Genomic DNA, 26,167 nt, shown 5'->3' with positions numbered 1-26,167 from the left:
TTTCGAACGAAAAAATAACTGCTAATCGGCATCAAACTGGGATCGTCAGGATATCATCCCCACCAGTAATAGCAGAAGCACCAATAGCAACTCCTTCTAATCTGACTGTCCAAGCATTTACACCAAGGGCAATACTACTCCCTTTATATCCATTGGCAGTAAGCTTATTAATAGTCAGCCCTTCCGTATGAGCACCTTTGCCAATAGCTATATCACTTTCTTTAGATGCCTTACTTTTCACACCCATGGCAATAGAATTATCCAACACCGTACTGGCATTCACCCCAATTGCGATAGAATCTTTGCCATTTGCCCCATCATTATTATAATTACTACCTTCGGCTAAACTAGTAGAATTTATACTTACATATTTTAATTGTGTACTGTCAGTTGTACTATCAGCCGTACTTGCTGCTTTGCCAGACGCTGTAGTGTCGCTTGCTGTTGTAGCGGCCTGAACACTAAATGCAGATAAACCTACAGTTCCTACTAATGTAGCAGTAACTAGTTTAGATAAAAGTTGCTTATTTTTATTACACTTCATCACTTTACCCTCACTTCTACAAAATACTTCTTGTCTCTAAATTTCATCAGCATTAACATCAAATAAAATTCAAACTTTTTAAAGTTTAGATATTATTAATTTATGCTAATATATTAATGAAATTTTCATATAATAATCCAAGATTATAATAAAAGCTTTGACTCATATAGTCAAATATCAAGAGGCGCGCTCAAGAGTAAAATGTCTATTCATATTACACATATTGTATTTTTCAAGATAAATAATATTTATAATTAATTTATCAATATCTTATAACCTCCGTAGTTACAAGGTATTATATCACTCTAATCAAATTCATAATAACTTCATATTATTAACACAAAAATTCATCTCTACTTCACGAATCGTGAAGTTATTATTCATGCCCAAAATTACTTTCCATATAAAAATATCTTACCTCACAAAAGTAATGTATTAACCACATAGAATATAAATTAGATTCTTACAGAAAATACTCCATTAATAAAAAGAGACTGCCAGCCTAACATCAGAATATTCTGATTTAGACTACAGTCTCTTTATGTGTTTCTATTTTAAAGGATTACATGCCCATTTTAGTCATTAACTGTCTAATTAATTCGCGTTGTTGTTCTAATTCAACTTGTTGCGCTGTTAATTTATCAGCTAAGGCTTTATTAGTCGCTTCAAAAGATTTTTCTTTTTCTGCCATCTTATCATTCAAGGCTTTATTCTCTTCTTTTAAAGAAGCTACTTCATTAGTTAACGCACGGAATGATGTGTCATTAGGGTTGCGGTAAATGTCATCACCTTTGTCGCCAAATTTCAAGGATAAACCAATGTTAAACATCGTTTCATCCCCAAGTGTACTGGACACACTGAACATAGTGTCAGCATTTGGACGATAGAAGCCACCAAGTGCAGCAGCGCCTTGACCTTTATAGCTACCCATAGCTACGGCCGCAGAGAATTTGTCATCTGGATTGAACTCTAATGGATGTAGACCAGCAAGAGCAGCAGCACCAGCACCTACTTTATTCATGCGGCTATCAAGCTTAGCCATACGATTATTCATTTGGCCCATGCCATTATTTACAGCACCTACAACATCATTCAATTCTCTATCAAATTGACCTTTGCTAATAGCATCACCAGGGTTAACAGCTTCGCCAATATTGCTTACTGTATTGCCACCCATGTTGATACCTTCGCCAGAGATGCTAACGCCGTCCTTACCATCTTTACCTTTAATGGTAATGCTGTCGTTATTAATAATCGTTTGATTATCACCATTGCCAACAGTAATGCTATTGTTTACATTTAAATCGCCAATAGTTGCCTTTTCAGTTGTTAACTCTTTTGTTGTTACAGAGTTTAAACCAGTAATATCTTTTGACAACTGGATAGATAAGTTATTATCTGTAGCAACAACACCAATATTGCCAGTAGTTAAGTTATCTGTCTTAGCACCGCCAGTTACATTGATTGCTTGACCTAACTTAGCTGTAGCAGAGCCACTATCACCAGCAAAATTGCGAGTCCCATTGCTAATTGTTTCACCAATGCCATTGATTTTATCCGCTACATCACGTAATTGTCCTTCAGTAGCAGCACGATCTTCTACAATGCCCTTTTCATCTGGATTCCAAGTTGTATTATCAAGACCAGTAATGTAATTTCCTTTTTCAGCAGGAAGAACATCAGCGCCCTCAGCATTTTTAGCAATTACTTCTTGTTGGCCAATTACAACACCTTCTTGACCACCAACAGCGATTTTATCGCCAAGAGACACTTTTACGCCTTTTTTCGCATCATTAGCATCTACAGCTTCAACTTTAACGCCAGTTTCTTCATCTCCATGAACATTAAGTGTTCCATCAGACGTTACCACATTATTAATATTATTTTGAATCTTACTAATATTTTCAGTGTTTGTTTTAATCTGAGTCTTAGTTGCTGCATTTAAGTCAACTTTGATGTCATTGCCAGAAGCTGTAACCTCTGTAGCATCACCATTAACAAAGTTAATAGTAGAATCTTTGGAAATTGTTCTTGCAGTACCATTATTTACTTGTAGATTCCAATTGCCTGCAGTACCAATATTCTGCTCAATAGTAGTCTTAAGATCAAAGATTTGGTCTCCTGTTACTACGTCTTTAGAACCATCTGCAATGTCACCCGCTTTAACATTGGTAATCTTAGTATCACCCATGTCGATGCCATTGTTATTGATAGTTACTTTACCACCAACAGTTACGCTTGTGTTAGCTGTTACACTATCTAATGTAATATCGTTGTTTAAGTTGTATTTAACTACGCCATTATCTTCAACTACGGCAGTGGTGTTCGTTCCATTTGTGAAATCAAAACCACTGGCTAAGCTTACAGATTTAGCATCAGCACCATTAGCTTTGTACGTCATATTTACTTTATCTGTTTTTACAGATAAATCGTATATAGCATGGTTATCTGTGGTATCCACTGTTTTTGATACGTCTACTGTTCCATTGGTAGACTTAACTTCAGTTTTAGCACCAGTTACAGAATTATTAATTTCTGTCTTAAGATCAAAGATTTGGTCACCTGTTACGACATCTTTAGAACCATCTGCAATCTCTCCTGGTTTAACATTGGTAATCTTAGTATCACCCATGTCAATGCCATTGTTGTTGATAGTTACACCACCAGTGTATGTTCCATCTTCACCTTTAGTGGCACCAACATTAATGCTCTCAAGCTCTGTTAAATTTTTAGCCAATTTAACATGCAAACCAGTAGTATTGCCTTCAGCATCAGTATCTGCTACAACAGCAATATTATTTTCCGTAGTAGTTGTTGCACCACCTTTAATATCGAGTTGTTGGTTAAGCTTCTTAGCAATTACTTTATTATCATCACCAGCAAACTTTAGACCATCTTCTAAAGTAGCTACTTCGGTAACAACTGGATTACCTTCAGCGTCAGTTTCACCAGTTTCATAAACAATGCGAATGATTGTCTCTCCATCTTGGCCATTAACACCTGGCGTGCCTGGTTTTACTTCGATTTTAACAATTCCATTTTCGCCATTTTCGCCTACAGGTCCAACAATACCAATGCTTCCAGCTTGACCTGGCTCGCCATCTTTACCTGGTATACCAGCTGTAATATTGTTGCTAAGTTTTATATCATAAATCTTCTTGCCATTATCCTCTTTAACACCAACAGATAGACCATTACTATCAACATAATCGCCATAAGCACCATTTTCGCCTGCTTCTAATGCAGTATCATTAACTCTAAGCTCAGTATGAGTACTACCTACTTCATCAATAGCCTCTTTTACTCGTTTAAGCTGAGCTACATTTACTGCATCTGTATCTAAAGTACCAGCCGCTACATTCGTAATTTGGCGAGTAATACCTGAGTCGCTATCACCTACAGATACAGCACCACTAGTAGCTTCCCAAGCAGATACTAGTTTTGCGTACTCTGTAAAATCATCACTATTTACATAAGTATTGCGTGCCGTATTAATAGCCGCCTCTAAATTGCTACGTTCTTTAGTTAAATCTGCAATTTTCTGATTTAAATCCGCTTTTGCCTCATCTGTTGTAGCCGTTACTAAAGAGTTTCTTGCTGTTGTTAACTCAGAATTTAATTTCGCTATGCGACTATTATATGCTGCTTCTTTAGCAATATAATCAGCTTTGAGCGCCGCAACCTTTGGTGCTAACTCACTTACTTTAGCTTTTTCTGCATCAGTTAAACCGGCAATATCACTAGCTGTATCTAAAGCAGAGCCACGCACTAAGTCATAACCTAGTTCACCAGCTTCTGTTTTTGCTACAGAGAAACCACCTAAAGCAACCCCTTCTCGCGCTGGCGCCTCAGCACGTTCACCAAGGGCCGTAGCACTTGTTCCATTTGAAGATGCTTGTGAACCTACAGACACTGCACGATATCCATAGCTATTAGAGAATGAGCCTAGAGAAACTGCTTGATAACCACGACTTACTGCACGGTTACCTAAAGCTACGCCAGAGTCACCACCAGCTGCTGCATAAGCCCCTACAGCAGTACCAAAACCGCCATTAGTATTAGCTGATTGTCCAAGTGCTACAGAATAATATACATTAGTTTTAGCTGATGGACCAATAGCAACTGAAGATTGAGCTAAAGTGGCCGCCTTTGTACCAATGGCAATAGAGTTTCCTGCGCCTAATGTATTAGCGGTAGTACCGATAGCAATATCTTGGGTTCCTGTTGCTAAGCTTTGAGAACCAAATGCCAAAGAGTGTACACCTTTGCTATTAGCTTGCCCACCAAGAGCTACTGATTGTAAGCCTTCTGCATTAGCCTGAATACCAATAGCGGTTGCATTTTGAGCTGTTGCTTTGGCCAGATTTCCTACTGCCAAAGCGCCTGTCTCATTGGCTTCTGCTTCTACACCAACAGCAGTGGCACCAATGCCTTTAGCTTTTGCCTTGTTACCTAATGCAGCAGAGCCCGATGCAGTTGCTTCAGATAAAGCGCCTAATGCTGTGGCACCTAAGTCTTCTGCCTTTGCCGATTCACCGATGGCAGTAGCACTAATACCTGTAGCCGCCGTATTAGCGCCTAATGCTGTGCCTAATTCCTGTGTAGCTGTAGCATTTGGCCCAATAGCGATAGAGTCTACACCCTGAACGCCATCATTCGCTTTGTTCCCTGCTTCGATGGACTTAATAGATACATATTCCAATGTATTATTGGCAATAGCCGCTTCATTTTCAGCCACTTTATTGGCTACTAATTTAAGCTGCGCTACGTTCACTGCATCGGTATCAGCTGAACCAGCTGCTACATAGGTAATCTGACGTGTAAGCATGCCTGCGGTCATGATGCCGCCTGAAGCATTATATTCATTGTCACTACCTACACTGACAGCTGATTTATTTGACATAAATACAGGATTCTTCTCCCCTACAGCTTCGATAAACTTTTTATTATCTTCAGCCGTAGTCGTTGCGCTTTCTCCTTCAAAAACAAATGGAACATAGCCTCTAACATTTGCTGCTCGATCGGCTGTTGCATATCCGCCCAAAGCTACACCATCAGCGGTCTTTGTTCTTGATATAGAGCCGATAGCAACACCATTTCTAATTGTATTAGCACTCGTGCCAATGGCAATCCCTTGTTGAAGTGTAGTCGCATTATGTCCTAATACAATCCCACCATAGGAGAATGTATTATTACCAATGGCAATAGATGCTGCATTAGAGCCGCCAGTTGGACTAGAAGAATCAATATTCTCTTTAAAATTACCAGCTACAGCACGGTTACCAATTGCAATACTTTGAAACAGAGAACGACTGCCATTACCTAAGGTGACAGACTTTGTTCCTGCATAAGTGCCTAAGCCTATCGCAACAGAGTCCTCTAAAGAGTATGAATTAGCCCCGAAAGACGTACTACGCATATAGGCGTATGAATTAGAGCCAACTGCTGTAGTAAAATCATTAGTTGCTCTCGCATCATAACCAATCGCTGTAGACATATGGCCTGTAGCACCCTCACCATTAATATTGTGAGTGGCTTGCTTATTACTATCTAATCTATAATCAATATATGTTTTAGCATCATTATCTGCTGTTGCATATTGATCTCCATTTTTAATAATTTTAGTATTTCCATAAATCTCTGCTGTAGAATTAACACCTGTATACGAACCATCAACAGCTGCCTCTACTGGCATAGTTAATAAAGTGGAGCCGATACCGCCAACTAATAAAGTGGCAACTAACTTTGAAAGAGCTTTTCGTTCTTTGTTTAAAGCCATAAAATAATACCGCCTTCTGATAAATCAACAAAACAAATAATACAAAACTGGTTTGGTTAATTAATGCATAAACTTTATACCGTAAAATTTTATGCATTATATCCCTTCCATAACAAAAGTAACTAATAGGAAAATTTTTAAATATAACTATTCACCCTATATTAAAACTTCTATCAGCCTCCTGTGTTTTATTAGTAAATGAATAGGTCATTAAATAAAATCTAAATAACTATTAATTTATTATTTAATGAATAATTCATTATTCCAACCAGTAGTGTATATTATTTAAATTTATTTAGTCAATTGCTTAATTACACTTTATTTATGCTACTTTTGCATAACCTTACATCATACACTTCAATATCACTCTTTTTTATTATCAAATAATATTTATATATAATGTTAAATTCAATTTGAATATTTAATTTAATTTTCATTCTATTAAGTAAAAAAAAGGACCACCTGTAATTTTTTCTTACAAGTGGTCCTATAATCATGATGAATTATAGTCCATCTAAAATTTTAATTTATAAGTATTTATCTACCTATTATTAAATCTACTTTTTACACACCAACTTTAGCAATTAATTTTTGGATTAATTCACGTTGTTGTTCTAATTCAGCGCGTTGAGTTGCTACTTGATTAGCAAGACCTTGGTTTTCAACTTTTTGAGCAGCTACTTGAGTAGCAAGCTCTTTATTTTCAGCTTTTAAGGAAGCTACTTCATCTGCTAATGCACTAATATTAGTTGCTTTAGCATTGCAATAAATATCATCGCCTTTGTCGCCAAATTTCAAGGATAAACCAATGTTGAACATTGTTTCATCCCCAAGTGTACTGGACACGCTGAACATAGTGTCAGCATTTGGACGATAGAATCCACCAAGTGCGGCAGCACCTTGCCCTTTATAGCTACCCATAGCTACTGCAGCAGAGAATTTGTCATCTGGATTGAACTCTAATGGATGTAAACCAGCAAGAGCAGCAGCGCCGGCACCTACTTTATCTACGCGTTCGCCTAACTTATTCACACGAGTATCTAAACCATTCACTTGGTCTTGCAAGCCAGATACATTATTGGAGATACTGTTAACACCTAAAGTTTCTTTCCAATTATTAACATCTACAGCTGTTAAGTTAGACGCATCACGATCTGCTTTAGTATCTAGTTTTTTGTCAACTTCTGGCATAACAGCCCCTTTAATTGCACTGTCCTCTACAGAAATTTCATAATTAACCTGTGTTTTCTCATCATTGTATGTAGTGTTAATATCTACATTCTTACCTTCTGATAAAGTAATAGCATCAACATTGCCTACTGTATTTTGATTAATACCTAATGCTACTTGCCATTTATTAACTTGATCAGGTGTAATATTACTTGCATCAAGATTTGCTTTTTTTGCTGTTTCATCAGCTACAACTTTTAATTGTGCTACATTAACCGCATCAGTATCTTCTGTACCTGCTGCTACATTAGTAATTTGACGTGTAATTGGCCCAACGGTTTGCTTTCCAGTTTCATCATATTGAGTGGCACGGCCCACACTAACAGCACCACCCGTAGCTTTCCATGTTCCTAAATAATTGTCTTTTTCAATTAACGGTCTTTTAATGCCAGATTTTTCTAACTCATTTAGTTTATCAATAGAAGATTTCACAGCTGCCTCTCTGTCAAGTAGAACAGCCAAATCCTTTTGGCGAGCTTCTTCAGAGGCATATGTTGTTCTATTCATCTTCTCTCTTTGTTCATAGACCGCTACATAGTTATCTTCATATTCTTTAAAAGTCTTTTCATACTCTTCATATTGTGCCCCATATGTATCATAAAAAGCTTTTACTACTTCTTGCGTCTTAGCATTCCCTGTTTGCTCAGCCAAAGCGAAATCGCGTGCCATAGAGTTTTCTAAACTAGCGGGGCTATTTTCAGATAATGGAACATAACCAATGGAACCGAATCCTCTATCAGCAACAGAGTTATTGCCTAACGCTACACCTTCTTGGCGCATTAATGAAAATTGAGCGCGTTCAGTTCTTGCAGAATTACCAAAAGCATCTCCACCATAAAGAGCCTTAGCTTCTTCACCAATGGCTAGACCATATTCATTAGATTGGCTCTTATACCCTATGGCAGTGCCTGACATTGAGCTTGCTTCATTCCCTAAGGCAATTGAATTTGGTGCTGTAAAATATTTATTTGGGTGTGTAGGAGATATTGATATATTACTAATACCAGTCTTTGCCTTAGAACCAATGGAGATACCACCAATAGCGATGGAATCATTACCAATAGCAGTGCCTGAATTATGTGCTATATTATCATGACCAATGGCAACAGCGGATGTATTACTATTGTTGTTATAGCCGATGGAAGTACCATTATTAATTGCTACATTATCAAAGCCTATAGCCGTACTTACCTGGTCTTTATATGTAGCTTGTGCTGTATTTTTATGACCTTCTTGATCTCCTAAAATAAGACTAGTACCTTTAAGCGGGCCTGCCGCACTAGTAACACCCGATGCTACACTACCTACTAAAGCTGCCACTGCTAGTAGTGTATAATAAGAATATTTCTTGGATTTTGTAGTTTTTTCTAAATGAAACTTACTCATAATTTGTCTCCCTAACATTACAAAAAATCAAACCTGTAAGTAATAAACTTTTTACATCTTTAAAAACTTGCTAGCTCCGGATGAAGCTAAAATACATTCCCCCTCTAAGTACAATTAATATTACCTATACTCTTCATATTACATTCATTTTGAATCCTTATCAAGGACTACTTTGGTACGCTTTTAATACTCCCAAAACAAAAAACTAAATATTATTTCAACAATCGCCTCAATTACCGGTAATATTAACACTTTTGATTTATTAAATCAATAAATAAATTGAATAATTTTACTTATCCACAAAATTTATGTTTATTAAAGTAATTGTACCTTTTAGATATAATCTCATTACATTTTGATTCTATTTATAATCTACTCCTCGTAAATAACGTTCTATATATAAAAAATGCTTACCACTGATATGGTAAGCATTTTTATTAAGAATATACTATTCGATTGTTACGCTTGGAAAGTTTTTATCTAAAGTTATGTAGATTACATACCTACTTTGGCAATTAATTGTTGGATTAATTCGCGTTGTTTATCCAATTCAGCTTTTTGGCTAGCTACTTGATCAGCAAGACCTTTATTTTCAGCTTTTAAGGATGCTACTTCATTAGTTAAAGCACTAATGTTAGTTGCATTGGCATTGCGGTAAATGTCATCGCCTTTATCGCCAAATTTCAAGGACACACCAATATTGAACATTGGGTCATCACCGATTGTGCTAGATATGCTGAACATGGTATCAGCATTTGGACGATAGAAGCCACCAAGTGCAGCAGCCCCTTCACCTTTGTAGCTGCCCATAGCTACAGAAGCGGAGAATTTATCATCTGGATTGAATTCCAGCAAGAGCCGCAGCACCAGCACCTACTTTATCTACGCGTTGGTCAAGTTTGTTAACGCGGTTATTTAAGTTAGACACATTGCTTTCAAGGCCATCCACTCGGTTGTTAAGACCAGATACTTCATTTGTTACCCCTAATTGATCTTTCCAATTAGTAATAGCGTCTGGAGTTAAATTAGAGCCATCAAGATTTGCTTTTTGATCTAATTCAGGTTTTACAGCTGGTTTAATTGCTTCATCAGATACATTTACTTGGTAAGTTTTTACACCATCTTCAGTTTTAGATGTAACCGTTGTATTTTCACCATCTTTAATATCAATTGCTTTTTGCGCTAAATTAGTAATATGCTCATCACTTGCTTGGCCAGCAACAACATTACTAATGGCTTCATGTAATGTATCGCCAGTAACTAAATCTTTGTTACCAGCTTCATTTTTACCAGTACCTAAGGCATCACGCAATGTATCTTTATTAAGGCTTACATCATACTGATTTACACCTTTTTCTTTTTCTGCTGCATTTAATTCTACATTAACAAAAGCATCGCCACTCTTCACTGTTACTGCTTTTTGAGCTGCTTCAGTGGAAATATTATTGATTACAGTTTTACCTGCTTCTGTAATATTGCTTAAATTAGAATCAGCTTTACCATTTAACGCCCCATTTTCACCAGTAATCTTTTGAATTTCTTCGTAAATTTGACCACCAGTTACAGCATCTTTAGAGCCTGCAGCGATACTACCATTACCTACATTAGTAATCGTTTTACCACCGGCGTTAATGCCATCATTAGTAATAGATGGTCCATTGACGATAGTTAATCCATTCCCATCTAATTTTGTACCATTATCACCGAAGGAAATAGAGCCATTACTGCCTAAGTTTAGGGTATTGGCTAAGCCAACTTTAATAGCACGGCCATTTTGATCTACTTCAGTCGTAATATTGCCATTAGCTCCCATAATATCAAAATGAGTGTTTTCATTATCTACTGTAATGGTTGCTGGAGCCTCTTCACCTTCAGCCGCTTTTGGGCCATTCCCTACAGTGAAGCTAGACACTTTATCTGCCGTTGTTTTTTCCACTGCTTTTAATTGTGCTACGTTAACAGCATCCGTATCTTCTGTACCAGCCGCTACATTGATGATTTGGCGAGTATTTTGAATTGTTTTACCAGTTTTTGCATCAACATAGGCATCAGAACCAACACTAACTGCACCATCAGTAGCTTTAAAAGCAGCTAATGCAGATTGTTGCTTTGCCATAGCTTGCGTGAAATCTTGATGGGATGCAGTCCACGCATTACGTGCATCAGTAGCTGCTACAGCTTCTTTGCTTAATTTATCATATTCAGCTTTGGCAGCTTTATAAGCAGCATCATCATTGCCTTTAGTGGCTATCATAATCTGTTTTTGAGCTTCTTGCTGTGATTGAATGTCACTGTACTTTTTATTTAATTGATTATATTCTGAAATTTCGTTTGCATATGTAGTAGTAAAGTTTTTAATGTCATCACTTAAGCCCATTACTTCAGCTAAACGGCTGTCATTAGCAGCTACTTCACCTTTAACACCATCAACTAATGGCATATAACCAATTTTACCAGCCCCACGATTAGCTACACTGGATGTACCTAAGGCAATGCCACCATTGCCTTTAGCTGTAACCTGTGCATTAACACCTAGTGCCACACCATTGTATGAAACTTTAGAGCCTTGACCTAACGCTACACCATATAAACTATTAGTTTGTGCTTTAGCGCCAATCGCTGTACCGCCTACAGCAGTCGCATCAGGACCAATAGCAATGCTATTTATAATAGCACCATGGTTTTGAGTACCATTACTTTGAATGTATTTGTAGAATTGCCCTGCAGAGGCCCCTACACCAATCGCTAAGCCATCTGCTGCACGAGCAGCATCACCTACTGCAATCCCTTTGCTATTCGCATACGCATTGCGACCGAAAGCTGAGCTATATTGACCTGCATATGTACCAGCGCCAACAGCAGTACTACCACCAATAGCACTGCTGTAAGTGCCAATAGCTGTAGCATATCCACGAGATGCATATGTACCAAAACCAATAGCTGTAGTGCCAATCCCTTTTCTGCTGTCATTAGCTGTAGCTGTACCGTCTACACCTTCACCATTCTCATTGTTATTCGTAGGAATACGCTCAAATGCATTGCCTTGGCTATTTGTTGTTTGACGATAGTCAATAAGTTTGCTTGACCCCACAATATCTTTCGCATTATATTCACTACCACTCTTAACGACTGTAGCATCTGTTGGCGCTGTACCAATCCCTACATAAGAACCAGCTAAACCTGCTGCATCAGCACTATACAAACCAGTACCAACTACACCAACAAGCATAGCAGCAACAAATTTTGTCATTTTTTTACTTTGAACTTTCATTAAGTAAAACCTCACTTCCTTGTCACACAATCTTACTCTCAAACACAAGATTACAGCATACACTGTAATCTAAGCCTTATATAGCATCTACTTATGCTCTTTAGTTCAATCTTATGATGATATAACTGCTTACACTACAATTGTTGTGTTTTCCCACGGTTGTGCGGTTTGTAGACCACGATTGTACCTTAAGATTGTACTTAAATTATTCTAAAGTTTCTGTAGCTATCTTTCAGTTCATCTACAGATTTACCATAGACCTTATAAATCATTGTCGTATCAGTGTGCCCAACCTGCTTAGCTATGTCTTCAGGCTTAATACCATTAGCTAAACTGTGAGAAATAAATGTGTGTCTTGCTAAGTGTGGATATACTTCAAACCCTAAGTCCTCTCTAGCAGGTCTTATGAAGTTATCATAGACGTTAGTGTACGACAAATGACTAACTTTACTTCGGTTTTCACATAACCATTTTGTCGTGTTGCTTTCCTTTTTCTTCTTCAAGAGTTGCCACAAGTAACTATCGTAAACATAAGTTTTACGCTTACTAGACAATGTCTTTGTCGCCTTACGACCATATAAGCCTTTACCAACGATACCTATAGAACTATTAATGTTTATGACTACTAAGTCGTCTTCTAGCAGTTCTACTTCATCATTATAGAGTGCTAAGGCTTCACCTATACGCAATCCTGATTTAAACAGTAGATGGATTAAGTATTCTAATTTGTGACCCTTAACCCATTCAAATAGTTTAACTAGTTGCTGTCTAGTGAGTGGCTTACGTTTCTTCTTAGGGCTTCTGTATCCACGTGGGAAGTCTAGATAGCTGTAGAGGTCTTTAGTTATCACTTCAGTTCTGTAGAGCTTCCTAAGTGTTGTCTGTAGTAATCCTCTGCAACCTTGTCGGTTCAGTGTAATGGATTCGACAAATCCCATAAGTTTAGCCACTGTTAGGTCTTTAATCTGTGTGTTCTTGAAGTATGGTTTGAAGTACTTCTTTAAGACACCTCTATAACCAACTTTAGTTCCTTCAGCCCACTCTTGTTTTTCTATGAAGTTTGAGCAGTAGTTAACGTAAGTTCCTAGAGATAACTCAATGGATTCATCACGACTAGCTATCAGTTGTGCTCTAGCTAACTCTGCTTCCTCTTTTGAGTTATACCCTTGTTTGGTCTTAGCGTACATCACATTACCATGTTCATCGTAACCTATCGGTAACTGTCGAATGTAATAGTACACCTTACCACTTCTTTGGACTACTCTTTGAATTTTCCCCTTGTTCATGCTTTTACTATCCTTTCGTTTAACAAGGGGTACTACTGTATGACTAACTTTAGCATACATTGAAGGATAGTATTTGTAAAGTAACTCCATGTACTTGTCTGTAGTTATAATAAGTCGACCATTAGTATCCTTAGGGACACTCAATAGTTTTAATTTCTTTCTAATCGTTGCTTCAGTCACACCTAAAGTCAACGCTATGTCTCTTATAGTGTGCATAATGCCAACCTTTCAAATAAAAAAAAGGACACCCATTGAACTTAATCAATGAATGTCCATAAAGGAGACTCTTAAAAAATCATGGTGGTAACCCTTTAGAAATCTAAAGGAGAATGTGAGGGAGAACTTAAGGGAGATACTTTAGTAAACTAAAGGACTTACCACCAGTTTATCTTAAGTTATACTTTAGTTAACTAAAGGACTTCTGTCGTCAACTTAAGATGACGTATAGATATAACTTTAGTTTTTCTTTTTGTCGTCCTTCTCTTTATAGTGGCTCAATTAAAAAGTTATATAATTGTGGCTCAATTAGATTAATCAAGAACAAATCTTTCATTTTGTCCACTCCTAGTAGAACTCCTTAGATACAAAGTTATACCTATTGCCAATCTTATTGTCGCCTTTATCTTCAATCCACATGACACCTCTATCAGGATCTAGCCACTGCTCTAGTTGTCTTTCGATAATCTCATCACGACCAAATGATTCATCTCTATCCATTTGCTCTAGCCAATACTTGACTGCCATAGTTAAGACATCAAGGCGGTCATCATGAGCAAGACTACCTCTGTCTCTACTAAGTCGTGTCATTTGATAGAACAAAGAATACTGAGGATTAGCTTCATAGATAGCATAGTCATCAGTGATAACTTGAGTGTTCATGATAAGCTTATGTCTCATAAGTACAGGCTCTAGAGTGTCAATGATACGTGCTTCCTTTTGTGTATAGTTCTTAACCTCACTGATAGCACAAGGGTGTGTACGGATAACTATAGGTGTAATCAATTTAGTAAACATGCCATCGCCAAAGTTCGCTTCAATGACAATCTCATTAACTCCATGGAACTTCGCTTTGTTGGCTAACTGCTGTAAGACACTATCAGAATAGCCACCCTTAAAGCCCCCTACTTCCATACAGAAAAGAAAACCATTGAGGTACTTAATGACTGCATAAGCGGTTTCATCTTTCAATCTTTACTGCTGTCCAACCTTTATGGTGTTTACGTTTTCCTTTAGCTACCTTACGAATATTTTGAGCTGTAAGGTTGTTCTCTCGACAAAACTGAGTTAGTGATACAGGTTCATATGTAATACCTTCAGGACTAACTAGTCTATACTTCTCACCTGTCCCAAAGTTAGCAGGGGTATGTCCAATCTGAAATTTCGTCGGTCTACATGTCTGACATATTGTCCCTTCTTTTCTTTTAGGCAAATACTTACCGCACATAGGGCATCTAACTGTTTTCTTATTGCCCCCTGCCATGACATTCCAACCCATGTGTCGTCTTGGTCTCAACTGATATTCCATATCTAATGCTTTGTCTTTAGGTAACATTGCAAGCTGTTCAATGACGACAAAGTCTCTACCTAGTTCTCTAAGTTTTCTACCAACCAACTTCTGACTATTCATATGTTGTCCTAAGCGGTACTGTAGGCTTCTTCTAGTTATTCCTATGTAACCTTTATTGATGTCTACTTCTCCTAACTCATGGATAAAGTAAACTTTGTATAATCTTGTCTTACTTCTAAATTCTGTCATTTGTTACTCCTGTTTAGTTGTTACAATAGTTCGCTACACTATTTCAATATGTTTCCATACTGTTCAGACTATATCTTCGTTATCCCTCTGTTTCCACTCAGCTTGAGTGTACTGATAGTCGTTGCACGTTCCATAAGGCTTCGTTCAGGATTACCATAGATTTCTCCTTAGGCTTCCCTGAGTTAAAAGGGTTTATTTTATTAGAGTGGGTGAGGCAAAATGAAACACCACGCCCACTTGGGTCTATTGCCATGACTGAGCCACTGTAAGGTAAGACATCACTACTACGACTATTAGGTTCATAATAGTAGTCACCTTTGAGTGCTATACAAGGTATGTCATGCAACCTATTAAGTCGTTCATTAGACCAACTATATGTAATACTTGCTTCGTTCATATCAAGGCTCGACACAATTAGGTCTGAGACTTTAAGCGGATACTTCTCAGCGTCACTAAGATTAGTGTTAAGCATGAACTGTAAGGCAAACCCTGCTTTACCATAAGACAACCTACGTTTATATATTTCTTCTTCATTAAATCGTTTAGGGTCTGTAGGTTTACCTGAGTACAACTCAGGATTACTATCATACTTGTCGGCTATAACTTTGGCTAAACGTTCGCCATAGTAGTCACGTTCACTTTGTGTCTCAGGATACATGACTGTCCATATGCGTGCCTTATAGCCCCTCTGCTGTAACTCATTGTACAAACTCATCTCATTCTGTGGTGTCCCTAGATAAATGATGTAACCATTAGGTTTAATGATAGCGTCAAACTCTTTAACGGCTTCTCCTAATTTGTCTCTCTGTATCTGAGTACCACTATTGTTAGGTACTTCCACGTCATCAGCTAAAAGTATATCTGCACGTGTCCCTGTGATTTGACCTGTGATACCAACAGATTTAACTGAAGGAGAAATATCAGGTACTGCTTCGCCAACATCAAATAAGTTTTGTTGGTCTCGTTGTCCCTTCCTTGGCTTCAAGTGTTCAAGGAACTCAAGAGACCTAATGATGTTTCTAATGAACACTGCATTGGCGTCTGCACGGTCTTTACTTGCGGATATAATCTCAATCTTTAACTGAGGGTCTCTCCACAACTGCCATACACAAAAGGCACAACTTATGAATGACTTAGCGACACCACGAAAGCCTTCAATAATGAAACGGTCATTAGGAAGGTTCTGTAGTGTATTCGCTATGTCGTATTGTAGTTCTGTAGGTTCAGGAAGATTGATAGCTTCCCACACCATAAAGAGGAAGACACGAAAATCCTCTTTAGCTTTAATAATCTGTTCAGTAGTCCATTTTGTCGCCATCAGTCTTCTTCCTCGTCATCATCAAAAATAGGAATTTCTTTAGCCACTGTTTGTTGGACTATGGTTGTTAAGTTAGCTGTTGTCTCAAGACGGTGGTCTTTCATAAACCTGCGGACTTTCTCAAGAAATGATGGATTCCTTCTGAGTTCAGGGTCTTCCAACCCTTCCTTAAGCGCCATCACTTCAAGTTCAGCAATCGTGTCTATCGCTGTTCGTCTATCGAAAACTTCAATATCTTTCTTACCCATATGCTCCTTTCTATGTCTCAAATGCTACTCAGGAACGTGATTGAGCGTCTCTAGAATGTTTTAGGTATAAATACCTTAGAAAAATCTTTCAGGCTATAAATCCTTCTCCTGACGCACTTATTTAACAATTATCACGTTGTCCTTGTTTCTCTTTATGTATGTCTCAGGACTTGTTCCAAAGCGGTAAGGGAATAGAGGACAATCTGTCATAACACAAAACTTAACTTCATTAGATTGATTACAAGTGCAATCTAAACACTTCTGTCGAATAGCTTTTGCGTATGAAATTGTTTTAGGTACTCTGAGACGCACTTTTTTACCCATTATGTTTCTCCTTATATAAAACCATTAGAAAACAATTAGAGACGCTAAAACCTCACTGTGAGCAGGCTGTAGCGTCTCAAATTGAATATCTGTTAAAACCACTTAGTTACTGTGGCTTCAATTCTTTTATGTTCACTTTTCTTTTTCCATAACTCTGCTTTTAGGTCGACATCAAACTCTTTTGTCTGATAACTTGCACGAACACCTACAGATAGGTCTTTAGTTCCATTCGACAAGTCATTTTCAATGTAGACCCCTTTTTTAAACTTAGGCTGTTCAGGGACAACTAAGTCAACAACTACTTGTCGTTCTTCAGTCACCACTAGTTTTCCATTGTCTAGCTTATGGTCTTCCTTAACAGTAGTTGTAGGGACTTCTTGAGTTTTACCATTGATGGACACTTTGAGTGGCTTAGGCTTAGCTATTAGTTCAACATCAGCGTCCTCATAGTTAGCCTTAGGCACATACTGAGCAATTGTCTTAGTTGTCTCTTTAAATCCTGTACGTACTGTATTCTCCTTTTGTTCAACTTGAGGAGCAGGTGGTTTATCCTGAGGTTTGTCTGTAAGATAACTCCAAAGGATAAACCCTAAGGTACACGCAAAAACAACTGCTAAGCTAATGTATACGATTTTCTTAATAGCCCCATTCATATGCGTACTCCTGTGCTCTTTGTCGAATACTGTCGCCTAGACCATACAAGTCCCATCTCATATCAGGGTCACCATCACCTAGACCATACCCATCAACATTAGCAATCTCTGCATGTGTCATGACGTACCAATACTCAATCGGTAAGCCAATCTCAATGCAAATCTTAGCGACAACTTTAGCCATCGTATCAAGCTGTGCAGGAGTTGGTGGGAAGCCCTGATGGATAACTTGACCTTCTGCTGTAATGTAAGACCCTAAGGCACAATCTAAAGAGATACCAATAGCACGACTATTGCGTCTCCATGTATGCTGTTTGTAGTCTGTAAAGCTGTCCATATCAGTCCATAGATTACCATCACCATCAATATTGATATGGTAAGCACCAAACGGTTGATTGTAACGACCTGCTGTCCAATGTAAATAAATTGTGTCGATAAGCCCACGTGCAGGTACTGTATAGTTACTTAACTCTGAGAAATCAATTTGTCTCATCTTTGTCTCTCCTTTCTGTCGGATTAACACCAAATTTTCTTAGGACTGCAAGTAAGCCATCTTTAACAAAACTTGCTTCTTTAACTCCCATCTCTTTGAGATTTTCGACAATAGAAAAACACTCAGCTACCACTACTGTTAAGTAGATGATAAAACTGAGTGTTTCATCTGCAAGTATTCCATTAATTTTATAATCAGGGAACAAGTAGACTGCTACTGCAATGAAGATAGCACAACCATATGCCTTAGCCTTCTTACCTAGTTCTTCACGGAACTTACGGCTTTCTAAGTAGCCTGCACGCCATGCCCTAAAGAATAAGCCACGGAATGTGTTCTTCCAATTGCATTCAAGTTTGTTGTCTCTGTTAAATCTGTCGACAATGCCAAACCACTTCGTGAGAATGTCAAGGTAGACAAGAAGACAAATTAGTAGTGTCATACTTACTGCATGCAAGTATGCTTCCTTTGGAATAGGAAGAAGGATTACTAGTAGTTCAAATATTGTCACTCAATGCTCCCTTCTAGTTTTCTTAATTCATTAACTTTACTTTTATATAGTTTACCTAATTCGTCAATACTGTATGTGTCCATTAGAGTTGCTCCAATATATGCACTTTTGATTGTCTCAAGTTCTGCTTTAAGCTTATACTTGAGTTCGTCTCTAGTTGGAACATGTGGTTCTGTAGGGACTACTTCATAGTAGTCCTCACGTTCCACAATTGTTGCATTATTAGCGTTACACCACTGTGCAACTTCAGTATAGCTATCTAAATTATCTTTATATATCTTTGTACCTATCATGCTTTATACCCCTCAGCCTTCCAATACCACCCATGTATATCATCTGTATCTTTGATTGCTACCTTGAAGTTTGTTGCTGTCACATGCATAATAGATGGGTTTGCACTATAAGCCGATAACCATCTAGTCTTTGATACAACTGTAGCTGTTACTATAGGTAGGTTTCTAAATGCTCTATGGTACGATATTGTGTTGTAGTCGGAATTACTAGCTATTATGCCCCCTTGCTCTAACCACCCATCAGACCACTCTCTCCAATACTGCCCATTTGAAGAATTATGCCAACTATTAATCACAACACTACGGTTAGCAATTTCTTCAGCCCTTAACAATCGTTTAAACCCAACTGTTCGTAACTCTGCAGTAGAATTAGTGCCACGTATTCTAATGTCACCACTTGATTGGTCTATCCATAACTGTGTACACTCACTCCCCCCATCAGGACTACTGTAAGGTATATTGATTAGCTGTCCATATTGTTGTGGTTGCTGTTCAAATCTACCTAGTTGGCTAAAGTTTGTGATACAAACCCCTAATTTATTCCAATCTACAGATGACTTACCAACCCAATTAGGATTACTGTCATATCTATGAAATATATCCCATAATCTAGTGTTGCCAACCTTTCCATCTATTGTGGTTCTATCACTTAAAACTGCTACTCTACCTGTCTTTTTTGGGAAGTCATAATAGAATGAATTAGTTCCTGTTGCTTCATCACGTAAAAATATTGAGGCAATAATATCCATACTATCAGGTTTACCTTCTATAATAAGTTTCTTACCTGCCGTATTTTCAAATGAAATCGCACTGAAGTCGCCACTTTTTACATTAGGATTAGAACTGAACGTACCACCACTTTTTGGCATTTTTGTGTCTAACTCAGTTTTAGTTTTTTCTAATTCGTATGAGGTAGCAGTAGCAACCCCCTCTAATTCATTTTGTAGTACTTTAACGGTATCTTTATCAGCCTTTGTCTCAATGATAGTAGCGACACCTTCACCCCACGAATTGAACTCCTCTTGACTAGCCTTACTACCAATCAAAGCTTCCATTTCATTCAACACATTGGAGAAATAAGTCGTGTCTACCTTATTCCCTAGTTCTTTATTAATGTTAGCAATTAGACCACCATGTGCGTTCACATCAGTATCATGCGAATTGATAGCTGTAGTGAACATAGTACCAACTTCATCTATCGCTTCGTTAAAAGTAGTAGTAGTAATGTAGTCTCCACCACTTGCTTCCTTAGCTTGCTCTGCATAGTACTTAGACAAGGTAGCACTCGATTCACTAGCGGTTGCCTTTTGAGTAGCTAGTGTAGCACTTGATGTCGCTGTACTTGCACTTGATACTGATGTTGTAGCATACGTGTTAGCATGGTTAGCACTAGACAAAGCTCTACTTGCACTAGTAGACGCACTATTAGAACTGCTTAAAGCATTCCTTGCACTTGTACTAGCACTTGTCGCTTGTGTAGTTGCTACAGTTGCACTAGAGGTAGCTGTAGACGCCTGAGTTATAGCCACTTGAGCATTACTTATAGCTGTCTCAGCGTTTGCCACTGCTGTATTCTTATTGTCTTCTACAACGACTGCTGTAGAGACAACTGTAGAATACTGAACGTCAACTACACGTGCTTGCTCTGTAAACTTGTCGCTAGCTTGCTCTACAAGTGTCCATTTGTCTGTACCACGTTTCTCACTAGCAAGTGTATTAGTTAAACTTGTGCTTGCACTAGTAGCACTAGCGGACGCACTGTTAGCTTTACTTGTGGCAAGTTCAGCCTGCTCTCGTGCCACTGTTGCACTGCTCTCAGACAATCCTGCTTGTGTCTCACTGCGGTTGGCTTGTTGTTGAGCACGGTCGGCTTCACGCTTAGCTCTATCAGCTTCGTTAGTTGAACGGTTAGCTTGACTAGTGGCTTCATCAACTTTAGCTTGAGACGCTCTTAAGTAAGATTCTTGTGTCTTCTTAAGCCAACCTAAGTTGACTGCTTCGCTGTCTTCAGTAGGTTCTTTAACGTTCTTAATGTTCTTAAAGCGTGCGTCCCACTTCTTATCAATCTTGTCTTCCTGAATGCCACTATCAGTTAACTTGTCGATATTCTCTTCGTTGATATGTAGTAGTTGGGTGTTGTAAAGATTTAAGTCTTTAGCACGTAAGATACTACTGTCGTACCATTCTACAGTACGGTCTGAAGGCGTCTCACGATAGATTTCCATAAGTGCCCCATCAGTAGGACTGTTAACTAACGTGAGCGTGTGACCTGACACTGTATAATCAGTACCCCATTGTAACTCTTGAGTATTGTTAATGCGTGCCTTAACATACCTCTTATTGATGTAATCAAAGGCAAATGTGTAGGCTTTCTTACTACTTGAGCAGGTCAAGTATACTTTCGTTTTGTACTGTGCCATTGCGTTCCTTTCGTTTTTCTAACTTCTTCTTATTAAATAACTCTTGTCGTTGTTTACGTTCCTTACGCTTTCTAGCTTCTATGTCGGCTTTATCAGCCATGATAGACAAAGCTCCTTTGATTGGAATGTAACGGTCAAGAGGGAATAATCTTAACAGTGGGTCAAAGTCGGCTTCCTTGTTCGACATCAAGTTCGCCATAGCTTCAGGCGTACTTGCCACACCATTGAAGGCACGATAAGCACTCTGTACGGCAGGGAATTGAGTAATGAAGTTATACATCATGTTGTCGCTTTCAGGCATGCGGTCTACAGTAGTACGACTAGACGTGCCACCTGCGAACATCTCGTATGCGTCATTAGCGAACGACATGCCACTCAATAAGCTACTTCTCAAGAGACCTGTAGACAATAATCTTTCAGGCGTAAGAGTTTTCTCCATGTAAGCCTGACGTTTCTCCTCATCATCTCCAAAGTATTTATAAGAGTTGAAGTAGACTGATGTCGCCCATACCATGCCATTGGCAATCGCTGTAGACATCAACATATTGAAGTCTTCACGTTCCCCATTGTTGAGCACACGTCCTAAATGACTGTTAAGTGCCATCTGTGAGAAGTTCTTGAACTGCCACATGACACCTTGTACAAGTCCTGCCATGCCGTCCATACGTTTAGCGTTGTTCCATAGTGTCGGCTCTAATACTGCACGACCACTTGCAAGATTAAGGAACATCTCAAGTTTACTGTAGCTTGTCATGTCTTCCTCTTGCCACTTAGTGACTGCCTTAGACAAAGCGTCTTCTTCGTCTCCTAAGTTCATCAAGCGGTCTCTTAAGATTTTCTTAAAGCCATCAGGGTCTGTAATCCCTGCTTCTGCTAAGTGTCGTTCACTGAACAGGTTAGTTCTTAAGACACTGTTGTACTCACCACGTGCCCACATCATCATTTCAGGCAAGACATCTGCTTGAATGCCACGTGTACTTGCTTGTGTCATCTTACTGATTTGATTGATTGTTGACGTGATTTTAGCACCAAAGTCTACGGCACTCTCAATGCCACCCATGAGTTTCATACCAACGCCTGTATTCTCAGCCTGCAATTGGAATGCATCACGTTTCATTTGAGGGTTAAACCATATATGCTCCGCTAAGGAATGACCTAAATGGTAATCCTTAAAGTTACGCAACTGCTTCGCACTGAAGTCTTTAGAATACTTAAGGTTATGTATGAAGTCATGTAGTGCAGGAACAAAGTGTGTAAGTGCACGTGCTCCCACGACACTAATGCCACCTATAGTTTCTGCCAATTGGTTAATACCAAAGTTCATACCATTTTGTCGGTATGATTCCGTTAAGATGATATTCTTAAGGCGGTCGACAAATGTCTGAGGTCGAATTACTTCAGGGAATATCAATGCTCCACCACTGACGTTATGGAAGACATCTTTAACTTCATCAAGTTCCCTTGTCATCTGCTTAGATGTTATCTTACGTTGCTTAACTGCTTCAGTAAGTTCACCTTCAATTCGTTCATAGATTTTCTTGAGGTCTGTTACAGGATTCTCAATGCCAACACGTCTGAGTGCCATAGTGCCACTTGAGCGGTTCGCAACGTATGCCATGATTGACGACAAGTCCTGATTTCTAAGACTGTCATTGAAAGTAAATATCTTACCACTTGGAAGAGTAAAAGCTTTTGTCGTATCCATAGGAATACGTGCCTGATAGTATCCCATTCTATCTGAGCCTATGTGAATGTCACTTAAGAGGTCGTCTTGTCGTCTTGTGACTTGTTCCGCCCAATGACCTGCCACAACGTCCTTAAAGATACCTTCATCATTAGCAATGATGTTATTCACAACGTACTTCTTAAGTTCGTCCATATCCTTAAAACCATTAGGTTGTCCACTGAATGCTTCACCAACCTTAAAGCCTAACCCTTGACGTCTCATGATTGCTTGAGCTTCGACATCAGAAATCTCTAGTTGAGACAAATAGTTCGTTTTAAACTCAGGTGTCATCTTGTCCCAATCTATGGACTGAGACGCAACTTCCCTCATGAATGCAGAGAACTCTTTGTCGCTATCGAACTCTGTTCGTAAGAGTGTCTGTTTGTCATAGTCGACACGTCTCCATAATTCTCCTGCCCCTTGAAAGTCTGATGGTAACGTACCGTTAATCTTATGGAGTTTTAAGTCTAACTCACGGAAGTTCCTAACGGCTTGAACTGCTTGGTTAATCGCCTTGCTGTCTGAAGTGTACATATCAGCATTGTACGGATTGTATAAACTATCGTACACCTTGTTGACTTCCTCATTAAAACGTCTACGTGAGTTATCAGTAGGTGGTATTTTACCTGTCTCAATACTCCACTTACGGAATGCGTCCATGTATTCCGCTTGTGGCTTAGAGTACTTATTCATAAACAACTGTTTCATCATAGATACAGGTGGAGTACTTACGTTGTTCCTTGCACGCAATCGTGGGTCTATACCCATGACACGTGCCACCTTCTGCATAGTTTTCGACAAAGAGTTAATGAACACACCATAACGGTTACCAATGAACTTGTTTTGTTCAAGTGCTCTACCTGTTACTTGTGCCACCTTATTGCCTGTTAGCTGTTGTTCATTAAGTAGCTTGTCTTCATTCGCAATGTTGCCTTTGTTGTACTCAGCACGCCCTTGCTTCTCATCAGCGAACACATCGTCAAACTCAGGCTCTTCTTTAGGTTTAACTGTAGGTTCTTCATTGAGCATTCGCTTAGCACTCTCTTCAGGAGACAAGAACATAGCGTCATCATCAAGTGCCTTAGTGACTAAACTATCAGGAGAATGATGAGCACCATTGAAGAACACACTGCCATCACTAAGTTTTACTTCAAGATTGTCAAAAGTACCACCTGCTTTGATGTGTCGTGCAATGTCTCTGAACTGTCCATCAGACAACTTTCCACCAACAATGCCTTCGAAAAACTCTTTGATAGCTCCTGTTTTAGCATGTTTGTTGTAAGCCAACGCCTGGTTAGCCATGTCCTCAACTGTGTTAAGTCCATAGGCGTCCATGAGTTTAACTAGTTTAGGTGGCTTAAGGTAAATGCCATCAGGAGTATTGAATAAGTGTCTCATAAGACCATCAGCAGATAAGTCATCAGATAGCTTTAGACCATATCTACTGTTTAACTCATCAATCAGTCCTTTGTCGACCATATCAGCTTTTGAAGTGACACTTGCTGTTACAGGAGCGACAAGGTCATCGTCAACTCTCTGTAGCCAACTCATTGGTTCTACTGTAGGTGGCTTAGGTTCTTCAGGTAGTTTGATTAAAGGTTCTTCTACAGGTTTAGCTTTTGGTCGTTTTGCAGGCTTTACTTCAGCTCCATTAGTGGTAGCAGATTTAGCCATTTTGTCGACTTCATCTTCAAAGGCAAGCTCGTGCTTACCCTTTGGTTCTCCTTTAGGAGTGGCAGTAAACTTACGTTGAAGAAACGACAAACCTGCACCTGCACCTGCTCCCATTAAGAATGACGCCACATAATTGTCGTTAGTACTAAAGTTAGCTTTGTTAGACAAGTGAGTATCAGACAAGTTAATTAAACCATTAGTCAATCCTATTTCAGCTAACTGAGCTCCTTTAGATGTTGCAAGTTTTGCTGTTAGCTTACCGCCTAGTTTACCTGCAAGTTTTAACCCTATTGCTTCCTGACCTAAAATAGGGACAAGATTGATAGGGTCTAAAAGCATACCTGCCACTGTACCTGAGATTCCCATTGCGGTAGTGCCACGTGATTCAATTCGTTCTTCACGGTCTAAGTCTTCACCTTTCAACTTAGCTAAGGCTACTAGTTGCTCTCTATCAAACGCTTGTGCTTTTAGGTTTTCAAATGCTTCGTATCGGCTACCTTGTTTAGCCTTGTAGTCGTCCTCTGATAATCCTATGTTAGCTAACGCCTGCTTCAAGGTATAATCATCAAGATTACTTAAGTCTTCTTTTGGCGTACCTAGGGGCTTAACATTATCTGCATACAAAGCATTGCGTGCGACACCAATTAAGCTATTACTAGTCCATGACGACATAAAGCTATCACTAAATTCTTGTGTCCAACCACCTAAGCCTGTACGATTACCACGTGCAATGTTTTGCCAATCTGAATTTCTATCTAAATATCCTTCTTCACCATATTGAGATACAGGAGCGTCCTGCATGACGTACAGAGGGTTGACCCCACCATAATAGTTAGTGTTCTCCCAATCGCTTCCATAAGCGTTATTTATGAGACCAATATACTTATTTAGGTCATCATGAAAGTAGCCGTTAGCGTGGGCAATTTGAGCGAACTCTGTAGGGGTCTGTGCATTGTATATCTCAGGATAGTGGTTAAAGAAATCATTAACTAAAGCGTCTGCATAATCTTCAGGATTCTTAAAGATTCGATAGTAAAGGTCACCATCAGGTTGTTTATTCTCTTCACCATTTGGGGTTACCTGAGTAAGACCCCCTGCATTGTAGTTCTCTCTGATTAATCTAGATGTCCCATAAGCACTCTCTAGATTCATTTGGGCGACTGCAATGTCTGCAAAGGTTTTAGACTTGCCATACTTTGTCTGTAGTATTCTACCAACTTCGGCTATAAACCCCTGCATGTTTTCTTCAGCCATTTTG

At 38.8% G+C, this 26,167-nt stretch carries 16 protein-coding genes; all 16 read right to left on the bottom strand.

The window, feature by feature from the left end; all coding sequences use genetic code 11:
* Nucleotides 1–31: 31 nt before the first annotated feature.
* Nucleotides 32–544: a hypothetical protein gene (locus QZR90_RS05060; protein WP_295789481.1), complete on the bottom strand. Its 513-nt coding sequence runs from the start codon at nucleotides 542–544 to the stop codon at nucleotides 32–34.
* 562 nt (nucleotides 545–1,106) lie between these two features.
* Entirely contained in the window at nucleotides 1,107–6,323 is a 5,217-nt protein-coding gene (locus tag QZR90_RS05055; RefSeq protein ID WP_295789479.1) for a YadA-like family protein, read from the bottom strand.
* 564 nt (nucleotides 6,324–6,887) lie between these two features.
* Entirely contained in the window at nucleotides 6,888–8,939 is a 2,052-nt protein-coding gene (locus tag QZR90_RS05050) for a YadA-like family protein (protein WP_295789477.1), read from the bottom strand.
* A gap of 495 nt (nucleotides 8,940–9,434) precedes the next feature.
* Nucleotides 9,435–9,794 (bottom strand): YadA C-terminal domain-containing protein, encoded by a 360-nt coding sequence (locus QZR90_RS05045; RefSeq protein WP_295789474.1) that lies wholly within the window; start codon nucleotides 9,792–9,794, stop codon nucleotides 9,435–9,437.
* Entirely contained in the window at nucleotides 9,772–12,210 is a 2,439-nt protein-coding gene (locus QZR90_RS05040; protein WP_295789472.1) for a hypothetical protein, read from the bottom strand. Before QZR90_RS05040 ends, QZR90_RS05045 begins: the two co-directional genes overlap by 23 nt.
* Before the next feature lie 200 nt (nucleotides 12,211–12,410).
* The gene (locus tag QZR90_RS05035; RefSeq protein ID WP_295789470.1) at nucleotides 12,411–13,688 is read right to left on the bottom strand and encodes a site-specific integrase; all 1,278 of its coding nucleotides are present in this window, start codon (nucleotides 13,686–13,688) and stop codon (nucleotides 12,411–12,413) included.
* A gap of 372 nt (nucleotides 13,689–14,060) precedes the next feature.
* On the bottom strand, nucleotides 14,061–14,684 hold the full coding sequence (gene terL / locus QZR90_RS05030; RefSeq protein ID WP_295789468.1) for a phage terminase large subunit: 624 nt from the start codon (nucleotides 14,682–14,684) through the stop codon (nucleotides 14,061–14,063).
* A complete protein-coding gene (locus QZR90_RS05025) occupies nucleotides 14,674–15,252 on the bottom strand; it encodes a hypothetical protein (RefSeq protein ID WP_295789467.1) in 579 nt (192 codons plus the stop codon). Before QZR90_RS05025 ends, terL (QZR90_RS05030) begins: the two co-directional genes overlap by 11 nt.
* A gap of 97 nt (nucleotides 15,253–15,349) precedes the next feature.
* Complete coding sequence (gene terL, locus QZR90_RS05020) at nucleotides 15,350–16,570, bottom strand: phage terminase large subunit (RefSeq protein ID WP_295789465.1); 1,221 nt, start codon at nucleotides 16,568–16,570, stop codon at nucleotides 15,350–15,352.
* Nucleotides 16,570–16,818 carry a hypothetical protein gene (locus QZR90_RS05015; RefSeq protein ID WP_295789463.1) on the bottom strand — a complete coding sequence of 83 codons (249 nt, stop codon included), beginning with the start codon at nucleotides 16,816–16,818 and terminating at the stop codon, nucleotides 16,570–16,572. The genes terL (QZR90_RS05020) and QZR90_RS05015 overlap by 1 nt, the downstream gene beginning before the upstream one ends.
* Before the next feature lie 416 nt (nucleotides 16,819–17,234).
* Nucleotides 17,235–17,795, bottom strand: a complete 561-nt coding sequence (locus QZR90_RS05010; protein WP_295789461.1) for a hypothetical protein — start codon at nucleotides 17,793–17,795, stop codon at nucleotides 17,235–17,237.
* Nucleotides 17,779–18,288 (bottom strand): N-acetylmuramoyl-L-alanine amidase, encoded by a 510-nt coding sequence (locus QZR90_RS05005; protein ID WP_295789459.1) that lies wholly within the window; start codon nucleotides 18,286–18,288, stop codon nucleotides 17,779–17,781. The genes QZR90_RS05010 and QZR90_RS05005 overlap by 17 nt, the downstream gene beginning before the upstream one ends.
* Nucleotides 18,275–18,796, bottom strand: a complete 522-nt coding sequence (locus QZR90_RS05000) for a phage holin family protein (protein ID WP_295789457.1) — start codon at nucleotides 18,794–18,796, stop codon at nucleotides 18,275–18,277. Before QZR90_RS05000 ends, QZR90_RS05005 begins: the two co-directional genes overlap by 14 nt.
* Nucleotides 18,793–19,089, bottom strand: coding sequence for a hypothetical protein (locus QZR90_RS04995; protein ID WP_295789455.1), 297 nt, complete (start codon nucleotides 19,087–19,089; stop codon nucleotides 18,793–18,795). The genes QZR90_RS05000 and QZR90_RS04995 overlap by 4 nt, the downstream gene beginning before the upstream one ends.
* Nucleotides 19,086–21,509, bottom strand: coding sequence for a phage tail fiber protein (locus QZR90_RS04990; RefSeq protein WP_295789452.1), 2,424 nt, complete (start codon nucleotides 21,507–21,509; stop codon nucleotides 19,086–19,088). Before QZR90_RS04990 ends, QZR90_RS04995 begins: the two co-directional genes overlap by 4 nt.
* Nucleotides 21,466–26,163 (bottom strand): glucosaminidase domain-containing protein, encoded by a 4,698-nt coding sequence (locus QZR90_RS04985; RefSeq protein WP_295789449.1) that lies wholly within the window; start codon nucleotides 26,161–26,163, stop codon nucleotides 21,466–21,468. The genes QZR90_RS04990 and QZR90_RS04985 overlap by 44 nt, the downstream gene beginning before the upstream one ends.
* Nucleotides 26,164–26,167 lie beyond the last annotated feature (4 nt).

It is taken from the genome of uncultured Veillonella sp. (assembly GCF_900545795.1).
GTDB lineage: Bacteria > Bacillota > Negativicutes > Veillonellales > Veillonellaceae > Veillonella_A.
Note: the sequence above shows the minus strand (reverse complement) of the source record. Positions and strands in the feature narration are given on the sequence as shown.

Excerpts from the sequence above, each read along its gene's own strand:
- QZR90_RS05060 (WP_295789481.1), bottom strand. The coding sequence starts at position 544 with ATGAAGTGTAATAAAAATAAGCAACTTTTATCTAAACTAGTTACTGCT.
- QZR90_RS05055 (WP_295789479.1), bottom strand. The coding sequence starts at position 6,323 with ATGGCTTTAAACAAAGAACGAAAAGCTCTTTCAAAGTTAGTTGCCACT.
- QZR90_RS05050 (WP_295789477.1), bottom strand. The coding sequence starts at position 8,939 with ATGAGTAAGTTTCATTTAGAAAAAACTACAAAATCCAAGAAATATTCT.
- QZR90_RS05040 (WP_295789472.1), bottom strand. The coding sequence starts at position 12,210 with ATGAAAGTTCAAAGTAAAAAAATGACAAAATTTGTTGCTGCTATGCTT.
- QZR90_RS05025 (WP_295789467.1), bottom strand. The coding sequence starts at position 15,252 with ATGACAGAATTTAGAAGTAAGACAAGATTATACAAAGTTTACTTTATC.
- terL (WP_295789465.1), bottom strand. The coding sequence starts at position 16,570 with ATGGCGACAAAATGGACTACTGAACAGATTATTAAAGCTAAAGAGGAT.
- QZR90_RS05015 (WP_295789463.1), bottom strand. The coding sequence starts at position 16,818 with ATGGGTAAGAAAGATATTGAAGTTTTCGATAGACGAACAGCGATAGAC.
- QZR90_RS05010 (WP_295789461.1), bottom strand. The coding sequence starts at position 17,795 with ATGAATGGGGCTATTAAGAAAATCGTATACATTAGCTTAGCAGTTGTT.
- QZR90_RS05005 (WP_295789459.1), bottom strand. The coding sequence starts at position 18,288 with ATGAGACAAATTGATTTCTCAGAGTTAAGTAACTATACAGTACCTGCA.
- QZR90_RS04995 (WP_295789455.1), bottom strand. The coding sequence starts at position 19,089 with ATGATAGGTACAAAGATATATAAAGATAATTTAGATAGCTATACTGAA.
- QZR90_RS04990 (WP_295789452.1), bottom strand. The coding sequence starts at position 21,509 with ATGGCACAGTACAAAACGAAAGTATACTTGACCTGCTCAAGTAGTAAG.
- QZR90_RS04985 (WP_295789449.1), bottom strand. The coding sequence starts at position 26,163 with ATGGCTGAAGAAAACATGCAGGGGTTTATAGCCGAAGTTGGTAGAATA.